At 69.5% G+C, this 15,604-nt stretch carries 15 protein-coding genes; 8 read left to right on the forward strand and 7 right to left on the reverse strand.

Translation table 11 applies throughout. The features are described from left to right. Positions 1-25 precede the first annotated feature (25 nt). Entirely contained in the window at positions 26-1,003 is a 978-nt protein-coding gene (locus OHB24_RS12115; RefSeq protein WP_327639080.1) for a zinc-binding alcohol dehydrogenase family protein, read from the reverse strand. Between the two features lie 39 nt (positions 1,004-1,042). On the opposite strand from OHB24_RS12115, the gene OHB24_RS12120 reads away from it, so the two are divergent. The 3 genes from OHB24_RS12120 to OHB24_RS12130 all read left to right on the forward strand — a co-directional run bounded on the left by OHB24_RS12120 (position 1,043) and on the right by OHB24_RS12130 (position 3,536). Further along, complete coding sequence (locus OHB24_RS12120) at positions 1,043-1,867, forward strand: glycerophosphodiester phosphodiesterase (RefSeq protein WP_327639081.1); 825 nt, start codon at positions 1,043-1,045, stop codon at positions 1,865-1,867. A 241-nt stretch (positions 1,868-2,108) separates the two neighbouring features. Next, positions 2,109-2,525, forward strand: a complete 417-nt coding sequence (locus tag OHB24_RS12125; protein WP_327639082.1) for an ATP-binding protein — start codon at positions 2,109-2,111, stop codon at positions 2,523-2,525. Positions 2,526-2,564: 39 nt separating this feature from the next. Next, the gene (locus OHB24_RS12130; protein ID WP_327639083.1) at positions 2,565-3,536 is read left to right on the forward strand and encodes a DUF5926 family protein; all 972 of its coding nucleotides are present in this window, start codon (positions 2,565-2,567) and stop codon (positions 3,534-3,536) included. Between the two features lie 202 nt (positions 3,537-3,738). Here OHB24_RS12130 and OHB24_RS12135 read toward each other — a convergent pair whose 3' ends face one another. Continuing rightward, the gene (locus OHB24_RS12135) at positions 3,739-4,953 is read right to left on the reverse strand and encodes an arginine deiminase (RefSeq protein WP_327639084.1); all 1,215 of its coding nucleotides are present in this window, start codon (positions 4,951-4,953) and stop codon (positions 3,739-3,741) included. 96 nt (positions 4,954-5,049) lie between these two features. Continuing rightward, complete coding sequence (locus tag OHB24_RS12140) at positions 5,050-5,640, reverse strand: dihydrofolate reductase family protein (protein WP_327639085.1); 591 nt, start codon at positions 5,638-5,640, stop codon at positions 5,050-5,052. Positions 5,641-5,830: 190 nt separating this feature from the next. On the opposite strand from OHB24_RS12140, the gene OHB24_RS12145 reads away from it, so the two are divergent. Together OHB24_RS12145 and OHB24_RS12150 are read left to right on the forward strand one after the other, a co-directional pair. Next, positions 5,831-6,628 (forward strand): glycosyltransferase, encoded by a 798-nt coding sequence (locus OHB24_RS12145; RefSeq protein ID WP_327639086.1) that lies wholly within the window; start codon positions 5,831-5,833, stop codon positions 6,626-6,628. Further along, positions 6,618-8,156 carry a DUF2029 domain-containing protein gene (locus OHB24_RS12150; protein ID WP_327639087.1) on the forward strand — a complete coding sequence of 513 codons (1,539 nt, stop codon included), beginning with the start codon at positions 6,618-6,620 and terminating at the stop codon, positions 8,154-8,156. Before OHB24_RS12145 ends, OHB24_RS12150 begins: the two co-directional genes overlap by 11 nt. Here the strand turns inward: OHB24_RS12150 and larC are convergent. Together larC and larB are read right to left on the reverse strand one after the other, a co-directional pair. Then, positions 8,153-9,448, reverse strand: coding sequence for a nickel pincer cofactor biosynthesis protein LarC (gene larC, locus OHB24_RS12155; RefSeq protein ID WP_327639088.1), 1,296 nt, complete (start codon positions 9,446-9,448; stop codon positions 8,153-8,155). The two genes, OHB24_RS12150 and larC, sit on opposite strands and share 4 nt — an antisense overlap. Then, entirely contained in the window at positions 9,448-10,164 is a 717-nt protein-coding gene (gene larB, locus OHB24_RS12160; RefSeq protein ID WP_327639089.1) for a nickel pincer cofactor biosynthesis protein LarB, read from the reverse strand. The genes larC and larB overlap by 1 nt, the downstream gene beginning before the upstream one ends. 113 nt (positions 10,165-10,277) lie before the next feature. Between larB and OHB24_RS12165 the strand changes: the two genes are divergently transcribed. Next, positions 10,278-10,757, forward strand: coding sequence for a DUF4446 family protein (locus tag OHB24_RS12165; RefSeq protein ID WP_327639090.1), 480 nt, complete (start codon positions 10,278-10,280; stop codon positions 10,755-10,757). Between the two features lie 12 nt (positions 10,758-10,769). On the opposite strand, the gene OHB24_RS12170 is transcribed toward OHB24_RS12165, so the two are convergent. Continuing rightward, positions 10,770-12,362 (reverse strand): diacylglycerol kinase family protein, encoded by a 1,593-nt coding sequence (locus tag OHB24_RS12170; protein ID WP_327639091.1) that lies wholly within the window; start codon positions 12,360-12,362, stop codon positions 10,770-10,772. A gap of 256 nt (positions 12,363-12,618) precedes the next feature. Between OHB24_RS12170 and serS the strand changes: the two genes are divergently transcribed. Together serS and OHB24_RS12180 are read left to right on the forward strand one after the other, a co-directional pair. Then, complete coding sequence (gene serS, locus OHB24_RS12175) at positions 12,619-13,893, forward strand: serine--tRNA ligase (RefSeq protein WP_327639092.1); 1,275 nt, start codon at positions 12,619-12,621, stop codon at positions 13,891-13,893. A gap of 115 nt (positions 13,894-14,008) precedes the next feature. Further along, positions 14,009-14,803 (forward strand): HAD family hydrolase, encoded by a 795-nt coding sequence (locus tag OHB24_RS12180; RefSeq protein WP_327639093.1) that lies wholly within the window; start codon positions 14,009-14,011, stop codon positions 14,801-14,803. Between the two features lie 143 nt (positions 14,804-14,946). Here OHB24_RS12180 and OHB24_RS12185 read toward each other — a convergent pair whose 3' ends face one another. Next, positions 14,947-15,501 carry a WhiB family transcriptional regulator gene (locus OHB24_RS12185; RefSeq protein WP_327639094.1) on the reverse strand — a complete coding sequence of 185 codons (555 nt, stop codon included), beginning with the start codon at positions 15,499-15,501 and terminating at the stop codon, positions 14,947-14,949. Positions 15,502-15,604 lie beyond the last annotated feature (103 nt).

Raw genomic sequence — 15,604 nt, forward strand, 5'->3', positions numbered from 1 at the left:
AGGTGGCGGGACCCTCAACTCACCCTCAACTCACCCGTACGACGAGCTTCCCGACCGCCTTGCCGTCCTGCATGATGCGGTGCGCTTCGCCGATCTCGTCCATCGTGAAGACGCGGTCGATCCGGATCGGGAGCTTGCCGGCCGCGACCAGGTCGACGTACCGCTGGAACGCGTCCGCGGGCAGGTCCGAGCTCTCGCCGCCGTACGCCGTCAGCCGGACACCGTTCGGCAGGTATCCGATCGGGTAGAAGTCCGGAATCGTCCAGGAGTCGCTGAGCATTCCGGTGAAACACACCGTGCCGTGCACCGCGGTCGCCCGGAGCGTGTCCGGCAGGACATTCGTCCCGACCAGTTCGAGCGCCGCATGTACGCCGCCCGGAAGAATCTCCCGGACCTTCTCCGCAACGTTGCCGTCGTCAACGATCGGATGGTCGACACCGAGCTCCCGCAGTACGTCGACGCGCTGCGGATTGCGCGTCGTCGAGAACACGGTCAGCCCGTGCTCCTTCGCCAGTACGGCGGCTGCCACCCCGACGGACGACGTACCGCCGCGGACCAGCAGGGCCTGCCCCGGCTCGATCCCGAGGCCCGTGTGGAGCGAGCCGTGCGCGGTCTGCAGCATCTCCGGCAGCGCGCCGAGCGTCGCCCAGTCGAGATCGGTGGTCACCGGGATCACCGACGACGCCGGTACGACGGTGTACTCGGCGTACCCGCCGTCGTACTCGCGGCCCATCCCGCCCATCATCGCGACCACCTGCTGCCCCGGCGCGAACTCGCCGCCCGGCGCCAGGTCGACCGTCCCGGCCGCCTCGATCCCCGGGATCACCGGGAACCGCGCGTTCGTCGCGAGGCCCGCGCGGAGGTGGTACTCCGACCGGTTCAGGCCGAACGCCTCCACCTTGATCCGCACCCACCCGACCGCCGGCTCCGGCACCGCGACCCGCCGCACCCGAAGTCCCTCCGGCTCCACCGGACCTTCAAGCAAGATCGCCCGCATGTCCATGCCGCCAATCTTGCCTGACCATGTGAAAGAGTTTCTTCCATGGGGAAGCTCCCACGGGTGGTCGCGCACCGCGGTGCCAGCGACGTAAACCCCGAACACACGCTGGCGGCGTACCAACGAGCGATCGATGTCGGCGCGGACGGGCTCGAGTGTGACGTCCGGCTGACCGCCGACGGCCATCTGGTCTGCGTCCACGACCGCCGGATCGAGCGCACCTCGAACGGCCGTGGCGTCCTGTCCACGATGAGCCTCGAGGAGCTGGAGAAGTACGACTGGGGCTCGTGGAAGCGCCCGTGGGCCGAGCTCGACGACGAGGCCGAACTGCCCGGTCTCGACGTCCGGAAGGTGCTCACGCTCGACACGCTGCTCGCGACCGTGCGGGACGCGGGCCGGCCGGTCGAGTTGGCGATCGAGACCAAGCACCCGACCCGGTACGCCGGACTGGTCGAGCGGCGTCTGATCGAGGCCCTGGACCGCTACGGCTGGGCGCACCCGAAGGTCGGAACGGAGTCGCCGGCCCGGGTGATGAGCTTCTCCTGGCTGTCCCTGCGCCGGATGCGGACGCTCGCGCCCGGCCTGCGCACCGTCCTGCTGATGGACCGCGTCCCGCTGCGCTTCCGCGACGGCTCGCTCCCCACCGGAGTTTCGTACGCCGGACCGAGCCTGGAGATCGTCAGCGCGCACCCGGAGTACGTCGATCGCGCGCACAAGCACGGCCATCAGGTCCACGTTTGGACCGTGAACGCCGAGAACGACATCCGGCACTGCCGCGAGATCGGCGTCGACGCCGTGATCAGCGACCGCCCGGAGGCCGCGTTGCGGGTCCTCGCCGAAGGGCCGGAAGAGGTAGGACGCCGTACCTGACCTGCGGGTTTGTGACACGCCGGAACCAATTGGTGTGGCTTGTGTCACGCAGGTATGGATACGTAGCGAGGCGAATGCAGGCGGTTATTGCAACGTTCAATTCAATCGATTTCGTCACGGTTTCCCAGTGTTTAGGCGTGATCTTCGCTCGCCTATGTAACGGAATACATGCGGGTGTTTTCCGGGCGGAGATCCTGGGGAGAACTCCTTGTGGCTGAACCGATCATCGAGGAGACCCTGCTTGTCCTCTGCGACCCTGCCCGCCGACGTGAGCGTTGTGGACGTCGTCCTGCCGCACGAAGTGTCCGCGGTAGCGGACGCCCGACGCCGTCTGGCCGCCTACCTGAAGCGCTACCGAGTCACCGATGCCGCCTGCGACGACGCGCAGTTGGTGCTCTCGGAGCTGCTCTCCAACGCGATCCGGTACGCGCCTCCGCTGCCGGCCGGTGAGGTACGGGCTGCGTGGTGGATCGACCGGGCCGGGATCCATGTCGAGGTGACCGACGGTCGCGGCGACACCGAGCCGAAGCGGATCAGCGACCCGCACCCGGAGTCGGTCGGCGGCCGCGGCCTGGCCATCGTCGACGTCCTCACCTCCAGCTGGGACGTCCGCACCGCCGCCCGCCACCGCACAGTCCACGCAATCGTCCCGAGCTAGTTCGCCCTCGGGTACTTGGGACTGCAAGACTGCGGGGTTATGGGAAAGAAGTCGCGGCAGCGCGCGAAGAACACGACGACGACCGTCACGCTCGACCCGGCCGATCTGGTGGACGTCGGGCCGCGGGAACCTTGCCCCTGTGGTTCGGGCAAGCGGTTCAAGCAGTGCCACGGCAAGGAGCGGGCGCAGGCCGCCGACACCTTCGTGGTGCGGCCGTTCGAGGGGCTGCCGTCTGAGTGCGACCTGATCGCGTTCCGCGAGATCGTGCCGTCCGGCACCGTCCAGGTCGAGCTCACCGGTGAGAACGGGGGCAAGGTCATCAACCTCGTCACCCTGCTGCCGATGGCGATGCCGGGTGTGGTGCGCGACGACGAGACGATCTGGATCGGCATGCAGACGCACGCCTCGTCCGGCGACCCGAGCCGCGACCTCGGCCATGCGATCACCACCGCGCTGCAGACCGAACCGGGCCACCCGGTCCAGGTCGGCGACCTGATGAAGGACGGCCCGCGCTTGCAGGACCTGATCGACACCAGCAAGCCGATCGAGATCAAGGTTCACGACGGCTTCGAGTACTGGGTCGGCGAGAACGTCGAGGACCCGACCGGTGAGGTCGCGGCCGGGCTGGAGCGCGCGAACGCGGCGGCTGCTCCGACGGTCCGCCTCGAGTCGGTCGAGGCGGCGTACTGGACGAAGATCGGCGACCGCATCTACCTGCGCTGGGTCATGCCGCACACCGAGGACACGCTGCTCGACGCGCTCGCCCGGCTGCACGCCGCCGGTGGGTCCGCGCTGATCGACGGCAGCCGCCTGATCGGCTCCTTCCGCGCCCTCGGCGTCCTCGCGCCGGTCTGGGAGCTGCCTGCCGGCACTGAGGCCGCCGACGTCGAGAAGCCCGCCGCGGACTTCGCTACGGCCCTCGAGAAGGCCCTCGCCACCGACGCCCCGCTGAGCACCGAAGAGCGCGCCGCGCGCGCCGGCCTCGCCAGCCGCCAGCTCACCATCCGCTGAACAGCAGAACGCCCGGCTGATGATTCAGCCGGGCGTTCTGTTCACTCAGAGTGGTCTAGGCCATGATCGTTAAAATCCGCCCAGTACGTGGACGGCCCAAGTCCTGCTGACGGGGGAGCAACAGGGCCTGGGCCTAGGCATGAAGAGTACTCAGGATGGTGGTCGGCCACAAGCCCCGATTTCACTCCGCGTGTCGTAAGGCTCACGTAGCTGTCGGCGCCCGCAGTACCGGGCACGACATACACCGCGGTCCGCCCCGCCCGGAGCCGAGCTCCGAGCCGGAGATCCGGATGACTTCGATCCCGGACTCCTCCAGCCGCGCGTTGGTCTCGACGGTCCGCTCGTACGCGATGCAGACGCGCGGCGCCAGGGCCAAGGTGTTGTTCCCGTCGTCCCACTGCTCCCGCTCGGCCGTCACCGGGTCCAGGCCGGTGTCGATCCGCCGCAGCGTGTCGATGCCGAGCGCCTTCGCCGCCGCGACCAGGAACGGCTCGGACTCCGCGATGTGCAGCTGGTCGCCGTCGGTCGTGACCGCGAGCGCCCGCATCTCCTCCGCCATGTTCGGGTACATCAGCACGGCGTCGGTGTCGACCATCGTGCAGACGGTGTCCAGGTGCATCGTCGCCCGCTGCTGAGCGATCGGTACGGCGAGAACGGTGTGCGCGAGCCCTTTCGTGAAGACCCGCCGCGCCAGCCGCTCCACACCAGCTGGTGTGGTCCGTTCCCCGACCCCGACCGCGAGTACGCCGGGGCCGAGCGCGAGCACGTCCCCACCCTCGACATGCTCCAGCTGGTGGTCGTACACCTTGTCGGCGCCCGCGAACCGCGGGTGGAACGTGTAGATCAGCTCGGTCAGCTGCGTCTCGCGCATCCGGGCCGGCATCGCCAGCGAGGTGACGGCGACCGAGTCCCGGATCCAGACGCTCGAGTCGCGGGTGAACAGCAGGTTCGGGAGCGGATCGATGAGGAAGTCCTCGTGCGCCAGCAGCGACGTCACCAACCCGCCCGCATGCACCTCGTCGTTGCGTACGCCGGCCATCAGCGCCTCTGCAAGCCCAGGCGCATCCAGATCGCCGAGCGACGCCCGCAGGTAGTCGCGGAGGGTGTCGCCGAGGCGCAGGTCCTCGGTCGCGCCGGCGACCGCCTGGGCCCGGGCCTCGGGATTGTTGAGCGACTCCGTCAGCAGCTCGCCGAGGTACAGCACCTCGACGTCGCGGTCGCGGAGCGCCTGGGCGAACGCGTCGTGCTCGTCCTGCGCCCGGCCCACCCACGGGATGCCGTCGAACAGCAGCTTGTCGTTGTTGCGCGGGGTGAGTCGCCGGAGTTCGTTGCCCGGCCGGTGCAGCATCACCGTCCGCAGCGGACCGACCTCACTGTCGACGCCGTACACCGCACTGCCCTGTCGCGTCTCGGTCATCCGTCCGCCCTTCGCTCAGCCGTGCCCACCACGCTACGACAACCCGATCAATCTGTCTGATTGTCCGACAATATGCGCGGGATGGCCAATCGGGGGTCAGGAGCGGACGCGGTCGTAGAGCAGGCAGAGGGCGCCGGACTCGGTCGGGGTCGAGTCGGTCAGCTTCCACGACGTGGCCGGCAGGCCGTCCTCGAACAGCCGGGACCCGCCGCCGACCAGCTCGGGGTCGAGGGTGATGCTCAGCCGGTCGATCTCGTCGGCCGCCAGCAGCGCGCGGATCACACTCGAGCTGGCCAGCACGATGATGTCGCCGCCGTCCTGGTCACGCAGTTGCTTGACGACGTCCGCGGGCTCGCCGTCGGCGATCCGCGAGTTCTGCCACGGCGCCTCGGTCAGCGTCGTCGAGAAGACCACCTTCTCGGTCTCGTTCAGCCAGCGGGAGAAGGCCCGGTCCTGCGGCGCCGCGTTCTCGTCGTCGGCCACCGCCGGCCAGAAGCCGCCGAAGCCTTCGTAGTTCTTCCGGCCGAGCAGGGCCGTGGTGGCCGGCTCGGTCACCCGGATCATGTGATCGCGGGCTCCCTCGGTGATCGCATGCGGAACGATCCAGCTCATGTCGTAGTCGCCACCGGCGCCGTTCACGCGGCCGTCGAGCGAGAGCGAGATGTTGGCGGTCACTGTGCGGGTCATTTCTGTACCTTCCGGTTCGGTTTGCCTGACACCGGAAATCCTGCCGCCGCGGCCGCCCCGGAACATCTGCCACCTGGCCGATATCCACCGGCCGCCTGGCCGACCGGTCCGTCGTACGAAAGGACGAATATCCACAGCCGGTGGATGCTGACGCGGTCGATCGGCTGGAGAGGAACTAGGCTGCAGTGCTGTGCCCGATGAAGACCTGTCCCCCGAACCGTTCGAGCGTGCCGTCGCCTGCGTGATCCCGGCGAAGGACGAGGCCGACCGGATCGCGGCGACCGTGGACGCGGTGCACAAGATCATCGGCGTCGACCTGGTCGTGGTCGTCGACGACGGCTCCACGGACGGTACGACGGAAGCGGCCGAGCGGGCCGGTGCGGTCGTCGTACGCCATGAGCGTAACCGCGGGAAGGCCGCCGCGATGGAGACCGGCGCGGCTGCCGTCGCGGAGCGCGATGGCGCACGGCCGCGGCACCTGCTGTTCCTCGACGCCGACCTGACCGACACCGCGGCCGGAGCGGGTCCGCTGATCGAGCCGGTGCAGACCGGCCGCGCGGACATGACCATCGGGACGTTGCCGGCGCAGGTGCGGGCCGACGGGTCGAAGGCCGGCGGCCACGGGTTCGTGGTGCGGCTGGCGCGGGCCGGGATCCAGGAGGCGACCGGCTGGGCGCCGGAGCAGCCGTTGTCCGGGCAGCGCTGCATCACCCGGGCCGCGTTCGATTCCGCCGTACCGCTGGCTGCCGGGTTCGGTGTCGAGACCGCGCTGACGATCGACCTGGGCCGGAAGGGGTTCCGGATCCTGGAGGTGCCGATCGAGGTCCGGCACCGCGCGACCGGGACGGATCTGCGCGGTCAGCTGCACCGCGCGAAGCAGTACCTGCACGTCCGGCGGGCCCTCGCCGCTCGCAGTGCGCTGCCCGCGGACGGTGGTGGGCCGTCGCTGCGCAGTCTGTTCCCGCGGAGACTGCGCAATGAGCACTGAGCTCGGCCTGAAGTACGGACGCCGGGCTGTCGCTCTCTACCTGGCCTGTACGGCGCTGATCGTCGCGGTCGGTCTGCTCGGTCCGTCCGTGGTCGTGCTGACGCTGACGAACCGGCACGCGTGGCTCCCGTCGTACTGGTTCGACTCCAAGCCGAACGACTGGCTGGTGTCGGTGATGATCTACGTCGCGATCGCACTCGGCGGGTACGGCGTTTTCCTTGCCACCAAGGCGTTGAAGCACGGCTGGGCGCCGCGCGTCGAGCGGTTGATTGCCTTGGGCATCGGTACGACGGCGGCGATCACGTTGGTGCCACCCATGGCATCGGGCGATGTGCTGATCTACGCGGCCTACGGGCGCATCATGGCCCTCGGCGGCGACCCGTACACGGCGTCGCCGGCGGACACCATCCGGCTCGGGTACGACCCGGTGATCACCGCGACCGAGCGGCCGTGGCAGGGCGCGCGTAGCGTGTACGGGCCGATCGCGACGTGGATCCAGTGGCTGTCCTCGGTGATCGGCGGCAACTCCGCGCAGCTCACCGTGTGGATGCTGCAGTTGTCGGTCGCGATCAGCCTGGTCGTCACCGGGCTGCTGCTGGTCAAGCTGGTCGGCAAGGACCTGCCGGCCAAGCGGCGCGTGATCATGCTCAGCCTCGCCAACCCGCTGCTGCTGTGGTCGGTGCTGGCCGGTGCGCACAACGACGCGATCGCGGTGATGTTCGCGGTGATCGCGCTGGTGCTGTTCCGGCGGCACATTTTCCTGGCCGGCATCCTGATCGGCGTCGCGGGCTGCACCAAGCTGTCGATCGGCCTGGTCGGCGTGGCGATGCTGTGGGCGCTCCGTGCCGACCGTCGTAAGTGCCTGTACTTCTGCGGTGGCGGCGCGCTCGCGATGGGCGGGCTGTACGCGATCGTCGGGCTGCAGGCGTTCCAGCAGGCCCGCTCGCAGACGTCGTTCATCTCCACCGGTACGCCGCACAAGGTGCTGCTGAGCTTCTTCACCCTGTTCCTGCCGAACGGCCTGGTGCGGACCGTCCTGGCAATCCTCGCCTGGGTCGGCCTGATCGTGGTCGCGATCCTGCTGACGCAGGTGTTCCCGAAGTCGTTGGTGCCGCAAACGCATCCGGACGACCCGACGCCGGCCGCGATCCGCTACACCGCGATCTACGCGATCGCCTGGGTGTTGACCGCGATGTACTCGCTGCCCTGGTACGACGTGATCGCCTGGGTCGCCCTCGCCGCGGTCGCCGCGTCCAAGGTCGACGGCCTGATGGTCGTCCGTACGACGATGCTCGCGATCGCCTACGTCCCCGGGCGAGATCCGCACGCACGCCAGGTCGCCGCGAGCCTGTCGGACTCCCTGGAGTTCTTCAGCGCGCGCCTCCGCGACACCATCTGCCCGGCGATCGAGCTGGCCGTCCTGATCGGCCTGATCGTCTGGGCCCGCCGCAACGGCGCCCAGTGGTGGCCGTACGACTGGCCCCGCCGCAAACAGAAGGCTGTCGCGGAGAACGCCGACGCGCGTTAACTCCAGAGGTCGTGGCCCGCTGCGATCGCCTTGGCGAGGACCGTTTTCACCGGCTTCTTCAGGACGTTCGCGGCTGCGGCCACGTCGTCGTACTCCGGCTGCACGTTGATCACCTGACCGCCGTACCGGGCGATCTTCACGTGGACCGACTGGCCGTCGACGTCGACGGTGGCGAACTCGCGGTCCGCGGCGTGCTTGCGGATCCCGAACTCGCGCAGTCCGATCGCCGAGGTCTCGGACAGGATCACCGCCCGGACCGTCTCGGCGTTCGCGCCGCCGACCAGGACCGACAGCGTGTGCGCCGGACGGCCCTTCTTCATCAGGATCGGGGTCAGCCACGCGTCGGCGGCGCCGGCCTCCATCAGCCGGGCCAGGACCTGCGGCCAGATCCGCGGGTCGAGGTCGTCGACGTTGGTCTCGTACACGAGCTCGGTGGCCAATTCGTCGGCTGACGCACCGATCACCACGCGCAGGATGTTCGGCACCTCCACGGGGTCCCGGCCGCCCGCTCCGACACCGGTCTGCTCGATCCGCATCGGCGGCAGCGGGCCGAACTCGTCCGCCAGGGTCGCCAGCAGGGCCGCGCCGGTCGGTGTCGTCATCTCGTACGGCGCCGGGCCGCCGGTGACCGGTGCTTCGGCCTCGGACACCAGATGAAGGACCGCGGGACCCGGGATCGGGATGCCGCCGTGCTGACCGCGCACCTGCCCCCCGCCGCCCAGCACGATCGTCGAGACCACGATGCGATCGAGATCGAGCGAGACCGACGCGGCGGCTACTCCGACGATGTCCGCGATCGCGTCCAGTGCGCCGACTTCGTGGAAGTGCACGGTGTCCGGCTCCACGCCGTGAGCAGCCGCCTCCGCGCGAGCCAGTCGCCCGAAGGTGTCCAACGCACGAGCCCGAACCGCATCGTCCAGCCGAGCCTCCTCCAGCAACCGCCGAACCTCAGCCCACGCCCGAGTAGGCCCATGCCCACCCCCGCCGTGCCCATGCCCGTGCCCGGCATCGTGATGCCCATGCCCGTGGCCCGCAGCGTCCCCGTCCCCATCCCCGTGTCCGTGGCCGGCGTCCGGGATGTTCTCCGGGTGGGGTTCGCCGTTGACCTCGACCGTGGCCTTGGTGGCGGCGATCTGGTGGCGGGCGGTCTGCGTGACGCGGACGGACAACGACGGGTCCACGGCAGCGACCGCCGCATTCACCGCGTTCAGGTCAGCACCCGCCGAGAGGAACGCGCCCAAGAGCATGTCACCAGAGGCACCGGCAGAGCAGTCGATCCAAGCGACTCTCATCACGCGTCCTTCGTCTCGCGAGGAGCCGACTGCCGCGCCACACGTGCCGCGAACACCCCGGCCCCGAACCCGTTGTCGATGTTCACAACCGTCACCCCAGGCGCGCACGAGTTCAGCATCCCGAGCAGCGCGGCCAGTCCACCGAACGAGGCGCCGTACCCGACCGACGTAGGCACCGCCACCAGTGGCACCCCGACCAGCCCGCCGACAACGCTCGGCAGCGCGCCCTCCATCCCGGCAACCACGATCAGGCAGTCCGCCGCGTCGAGCCGCTCCCGCTCCCCGAGGATCCGGTGCAGCCCGGCGACACCCACGTCCGTGATGACATCCACCCCGGCCCCGAACACCCGAGCCGTCGTCGCCGCCTCAGCAGCTACCGGAGCATCCGACGTACCAGCGGCCACGACAGCGACAGTCCCGCGCCGAGCCGGCGGTTCGCCGAGCACCGCCGTACGGCCGACCGGGTCCACCACGGCGTCCGGCAGCGCGGCGGTCACCGCCGCCTGCGCCTCGTCCGTCAACCGGGTCGCCAGTACGGCGTGACCGGGGTGCGTGGCGTGGAGGGTCCGCAGCAGTTCCACGACCTGAGACGGTGTCTTGCCCGCGCCGTAGACGACTTCGGCGTCCCCGGTGCGCTCGAGCCGGTCGGTGTCGAGTCGCGCGTAGCCGAGGTCGTGGACGCCCGGTTGTGGGCCCTGATCAGGCAAATGTGTCACGCCGCGAATCTACGTTGCCCCGGCCCGAGGTACCGCATCCGTCCCCGGCTGTGCACGCTGTGCGATCACCTGAACACTCAGGCATAACACCCGATGCCTTAGGCTCTCGTGCTGTGTCTTCGACGTTAGCCGGTGCCTTCGGGGTCGCCGCCCTCTTCGTGGCGGTGCTTGCCCTGGTGTTCGCGATCCAGGCCCTCCGGGCCCGGACGGTCTCGTCGGACCAGGTCTCACCCACCGCACTCCCTGAGCCGGAACCCCAACCGGCCCAGCCGGAAGCCAAACCCGGCACCGTGAAGTCGGAGCTGCGCAGGCTCGGCAAGGACCTCGAGGTCACCCGCGGCGAACTCAAGGAAACCCTGCAGCACCTGGCCGTCGTCCGGTACGACGCCTTCGGCGAAACCGGCGGCAAGCTGTCCTGGTCGATGGCGATCCTCGACGACAACGGCGACGGCGTCATCCTCACCTCGATCAACAGCCGCGCCGACGCCCGCACCTACGCCAAAGAAATCAAGTCCTTCACCAGCGAATCCAAACTCTCCCCCGAAGAGGAAGAGGCCCTGGAAAACCTCCGCAAGGAGTCCGAACAGCCCTAGGGGCCTGAGGACCTAGCGGCGTTTGGGGACTCGGGCGGTGAGGGCGCCGGGTTCTATTTCGGTGGACAGGGAGCGGCCGGGGCCGATGGGGTCGCCGTCGAGTTGGCGTTGGACGTCCACGGCGGCGACGATCTCGACCTTGCGGCCGGTGAAGCGTTCCAGGTACATGTCGGCGCGGTTGGTGCGGGTCAGGAGCCGCCAGACGACGATCGGCCACTGGGTCACGCGCCGCGGGGCGATCACCACGACGTCCAGGAGCCCGTCGTCGGGGCGGGCGTCGGGGAGCAGGGGGATGTTGGCCTGCAGCATGCCGACGTTGCCGATCACGACCGTCCGGACGCGGCGTTCGATGGTCTCGGCGTCGTCGATGGTGATCTGGACGCGGACCGACGGGTGGTTGATGTTCTTCGCCGCCGACACCAGGTACGCGGTCCAGCCGATCTGCTTCTTCAGGTGCGGCGGGGCGTCGGACATGATCGCCGCGTCCAGCCCGAGCCCGGCCATCACCGCGAACCGGTCGGTGTCGAGCCCGTCACCGTGGACCCGGACCAGATCGATCCGCCGGTCGCGCCCGTCGAGAATCCGCTCCAGCGCGTCGTCCAGGTCGAGCGGGATGTGCAGGTTGCGCGCCAGCAGGTTCCCGGTGCCGGCCGGGATCACCCCGACCGGGATACCGGTGTGCGCGAGCGCCGAGCACACCACCCGGACCGTGCCGTCGCCACCCGCGACCAGCACCAGATCGGACTCGTTCTCGATCGCCAGCTTCGCCATCGCGTTCCCGGCGTCGTCCACGCGGGTCTCCAGCCAGAGCGGATCGTCGTACCCGCGGACCGCGAGTGCCCGCGTCACCTTCCGCCGGAACGCCACGCCGTCGCCGACCTTGATCGGGTTCACGATGACGGCAGCCCGGGGCGGAGCCGTCGTACCGTCGCCGTCCGACGGGGTACGCCGCCTGCGCCGCCGCAGCCCCGGCCGGAGGCCGAACCCGATCGACGTCGCGGTCAGGATCGCCAGCCCGAGCGCCCAACCGCCGAGTACGTCGGACACGTAGTGGACGTTCAGCGCGATCCGGTCGGCCGACGCGATCCACACCACCGCGATCACCGGCAGCAGCACCAGCAGCCGGAACCGCCGCCGCCAGCCCCGCACCGACGGCAGCACGACCCCGAGCGCGCCGGCCATCACGAACGCGGCCGTCGCGTGACTGGACACGTACGAGAAGCCGTCGTTCTCGACCAGCATCAGAGCCGGCCGCTCCCGCTCGAAGATCGCCTTGACCGCCTGCACCAGGCCCAGCTCGGCGCCGGCGGACGTGATCAGCCAGACGGTCAGCAACCGGGCCCGGCGATGCCACAGGTACGCCGCGACGACCAGAATCACCGCCCGCGACGTCCACGGCAGCACGACCGCCCCGACCACCTGCCAGAAGTCCACGACAGTCTCGTGCGCAGCGCCGTACGACGCAGCGCGAGCGGCGACCGACTGGTCCCAGCGGGCCAGCGGCGGCCAATGCCCGAACACGAGCACCGTGATCACCGTGAACGGCAACGCACCCAGCACGACCGTGAGCACACGGCCGACCGGACTGGGTGGGTGGTGGTTCATGCCCGCTCAGATCCCCCTAGATGGTCACGTGTACCTAGACCATCATCCCGAATAGACTTCGCCGGTTCTGACACGCCCCGTTGAATGCCCCGCGTCCAGCCGTGAGCACCCATCTCCGGCGCCCAGGCAGGCACCTCGCGGCGTTGTCGTCGTCGAGCAATGCTCCGCATTGCTCTCCTCCTCCGCCTTGCGATGCACCTACCTGGACACCGGAGCTGGGCACCCACGACTGGACGCGGGGCATTACCCTCAGGGTGTGATTGACGCGAAACTGCTCCGTGAGACCCCTGATGTCGTGCGCGCCGCCCTGACCAAGCGCGGCGAGAGTACTGACCTGGTCGACCAGATCCTGGTCGCCGACGGGGAGCGTCGATCGTCCATCTCCGCCTTCGAGGCGCTCCGGGCCGAGCAGAAGTCGCTCGGCAAGCAGGTCGCCCAGGCCAAGGGTGACGAGCGCACCGCGCTGCTGGACCGGACCAAGACCCTGGCCGCCGAGGTGAAGGCCAACGAGGCCGCCGCGAACGACGCCGCCCGCCGCTTCGACGAGCTCGCCGCCGCCCTGCCGAACCTGGTGTCCGACGAGGCCCCGGTCGGCGGCGAGGACGACTTCGTCGTGGTGGAGGAGGTCGGCAAGCCGCGGGACTTCGCCGCCGAGGGCTTCGAGCCCCGCGACCACCTGGCGCTGGGCGAGCTGCTCGGCGCGATCGACATGGAACGCGGCGCGAAGATCAGCGGATCGCGGTTCTACTTCCTCAAGGGCGCCGGGATGCTGCTCCAGCTCGGCATGCTCCAGCTGGCCGTCCAGCAGGCGGTGGAGAACGGCTTCACCCCGATGATCACGCCGACGCTGGTCAAGCCCGAGGTGATGGGCGGCACCGGCTACCTGTCGGCGCACGACGACGTCTACCGGCTCGAGGACCCCGAGCTGTACCTGACCGGTACGTCGGAAGTCGCGCTGGCCGGCTACCACATGGACGAGATCCTCGACCTGTCCAACGGCCCGGTCCGGTACGCGGGCTGGTCGTCCTGCTACCGCAAGGAAGCCGGGTCGCACGGGAAGGACACCCGCGGGATCATCCGTGTCCACCAGTTCGACAAGGTCGAGATGTTCTCCTACTGCACCCTCGAGGACGCGGCCGCGGAGCACCTGCGGCTGCTGGCCTGGGAGAAGGAGATGCTCGACAAGATGGAGCTGAGCTACCGGGTGATCGACACCGCCACCGGTGACCTGGGCATCTCGGCGTACCGGAAGTTCGACTGCGAGGCCTGGGTGCCGACGCAGGGCCGGTACCGCGAGCTGACCTCGACGTCGAACTGCACGGACTTCCAGGCCCGCCGGCTGAACATCCGGCACCGCGACGCCGACGGCAAGACGCAGCCGGTCGCGACGCTGAACGGGACACTGGCGACCACCCGCTGGATCGTCGCGATCCTCGAGACGCACCAGCTCGCCGACGGCTCGGTCCGGGTGCCGACCGCGCTGCAGCCGTACGTCGGCGGCCGCGAGGTCCTCGAGCCGGTCGCCAAATGACGGTGCTGATGCCACGCCTCCGGCGCGGCGGGTCATGGGGCTGTAACTCCCGGTCTTCCCTCGTCGCTCCGGTCGCTTCGCTCCCTGCGCTCCTCAGTCCAGACCGGGAGGCCCCATGACCGGGGGACCGCGGCCGACGGCCGTTGCCCTGGACATCGATGGCACGCTGATCGACCACGACGAAGGGATGTCGCCCGCGGTCCTCGACGCGGTCCGCCGTACCGCCGAGCAGGTGCCCGTGATCCTGGCGACCGGCCGGGCCTGGTCCACGACCAGGCCGGTGGCTGAGCGGCTCGGTCTGCGGACCGGCGGATTTGTTGTCTGCAGCAACGGTGCGCGCACGTTGCGCTACCCCGACGGCGAGGTCGTCGACGAGCGGACCTTCGACCCGTCGACGGTGATCACGTCGGTGCGCAGGTACGCGCCGAACGCGCGGATGGCGGTCGAGGACCAGGACGGCAGTTACCTGGTCACCGCGCCGTTCCCGGACGGCGACCTCGGCGCGGACGCCCGGATCCGCGTGGTCGGCGACGACGAGCTCGCACCGCAGCCCGTGACCCGGTTGATCATCCGGGACCCGGACCAGTCCGAGAGCGATTTCGTCCGCCTGGCGGAACGGCTCGGCCTGCACGGGGTCAGCTACTTCGTCGGCTGGACCGCGTGGCTGGACATCGCGCCCGAGGGTGTGGACAAGTCGACCGGCCTGAAGGTCGCGCTCGCCCAGCACGACCTGGACCCGGTCGGCCTGCTGGCGATCGGTGACGGGCGCAACGACATCGAGATGCTCACCTACGCGGGTCTCGGCATCGCGATGGACTCCGCACCGGACGAGGTCAAGGCCGCCGCCGACGAGGTCACCAAGTCCGTCCAGGACGACGGCGTCGCCGCCATACTCAACCGCTGGTTCTGAGGCAAGCCGTTTCGGTCAGAACCGAAAAGCTTGACAACTGGATTGCCCGCAGCGTGCGAAGGCCCGGACGCCCTGTAATTACAGGATGTCCGGGCCTTCAGCCGATCAGTCTCCGATAGTCCGCTGGCGGGCCGAGTATCGGGTCAGGCGACTCGGCTGCTGCCGGTCCGGCGTGGCTGGTGCTGCTGGTCCACGACGGTGTCGAACGCGTCCAGCACGGCGCCGACCTCGGGCCGCGGCCGCGGCGTCTTGGCTGCCGGGCTCTGGCCGCGACGAGCCCGCCGCAGGTGCCGCTTGACCGTCGACAGCGAGCAGCCCAGCCGCATGGCCAGGGACTCCAGGCTGTCGTTCGGGTACTGCGTGCGCAGCCGCAGGACCTCTTCGTGGCTGACCGGACGACGGGTACCCCGCGCGCCGGCAAGCTGGTCGAAGTCGTCCGCCTGCACCTCGACATCGAGCAGGTTGCGGATCGAACGCCGTTGTACAGCAGTGGTTCCGGCGACGAAGCCGCTCACGTCGTGCTCGGCGACGGCGCTGTACAGACAGTCCGTGAAGAGCGGGCACGACGCGCAGAGCGCCTTGGCCTCGCGGACAAGCTGCTCGTACCGCTCCCTGGTACGTCGGGTTGCGGATGCCGGCGGCGGCTCCTCCATCAGACGGTGCTGAAAGATGTCGGAACGCGCGATGCAGCCGGTCATTGCTCCCTCCCCGTTGGAACATGTGTCGACAGCCGCTCGGGAGCTACTGCCCCCCGGCCCCGCTAGATTGGCGCTGTTGACGATCATCAAGGCTCCCCAAGTA

The sequence above is a fragment of the Kribbella sp. NBC_00482 genome (assembly GCF_036013725.1).
Taxonomy (GTDB): Bacteria; Actinomycetota; Actinomycetes; order Propionibacteriales; family Kribbellaceae; genus Kribbella.

Coding starts and splice junctions, on each gene's coding strand:
- OHB24_RS12115 (WP_327639080.1), bottom strand. CDS start 1,003: ATGGACATGCGGGCGATCTTGCTTGAAGGTCCGGTGGAGCCGGAGGGA.
- OHB24_RS12135 (WP_327639084.1), bottom strand. CDS start 4,953: ATGACCGAGACGCGACAGGGCAGTGCGGTGTACGGCGTCGACAGTGAG.
- OHB24_RS12185 (WP_327639094.1), bottom strand. CDS start 15,501: ATGACCGGCTGCATCGCGCGTTCCGACATCTTTCAGCACCGTCTGATG.
- OHB24_RS12180 (WP_327639093.1), top strand. CDS start 14,009: ATGACCGGGGGACCGCGGCCGACGGCCGTTGCCCTGGACATCGATGGC.
- OHB24_RS12170 (WP_327639091.1), bottom strand. CDS start 12,362: ATGAACCACCACCCACCCAGTCCGGTCGGCCGTGTGCTCACGGTCGTG.
- OHB24_RS12140 (WP_327639085.1), bottom strand. CDS start 5,640: ATGACCCGCACAGTGACCGCCAACATCTCGCTCTCGCTCGACGGCCGC.
- OHB24_RS12120 (WP_327639081.1), top strand. CDS start 1,043: ATGGGGAAGCTCCCACGGGTGGTCGCGCACCGCGGTGCCAGCGACGTA.
- OHB24_RS12130 (WP_327639083.1), top strand. CDS start 2,565: ATGGGAAAGAAGTCGCGGCAGCGCGCGAAGAACACGACGACGACCGTC.
- larC (WP_327639088.1), bottom strand. CDS start 9,448: ATGAGAGTCGCTTGGATCGACTGCTCTGCCGGTGCCTCTGGTGACATG.
- OHB24_RS12150 (WP_327639087.1), top strand. CDS start 6,618: ATGAGCACTGAGCTCGGCCTGAAGTACGGACGCCGGGCTGTCGCTCTC.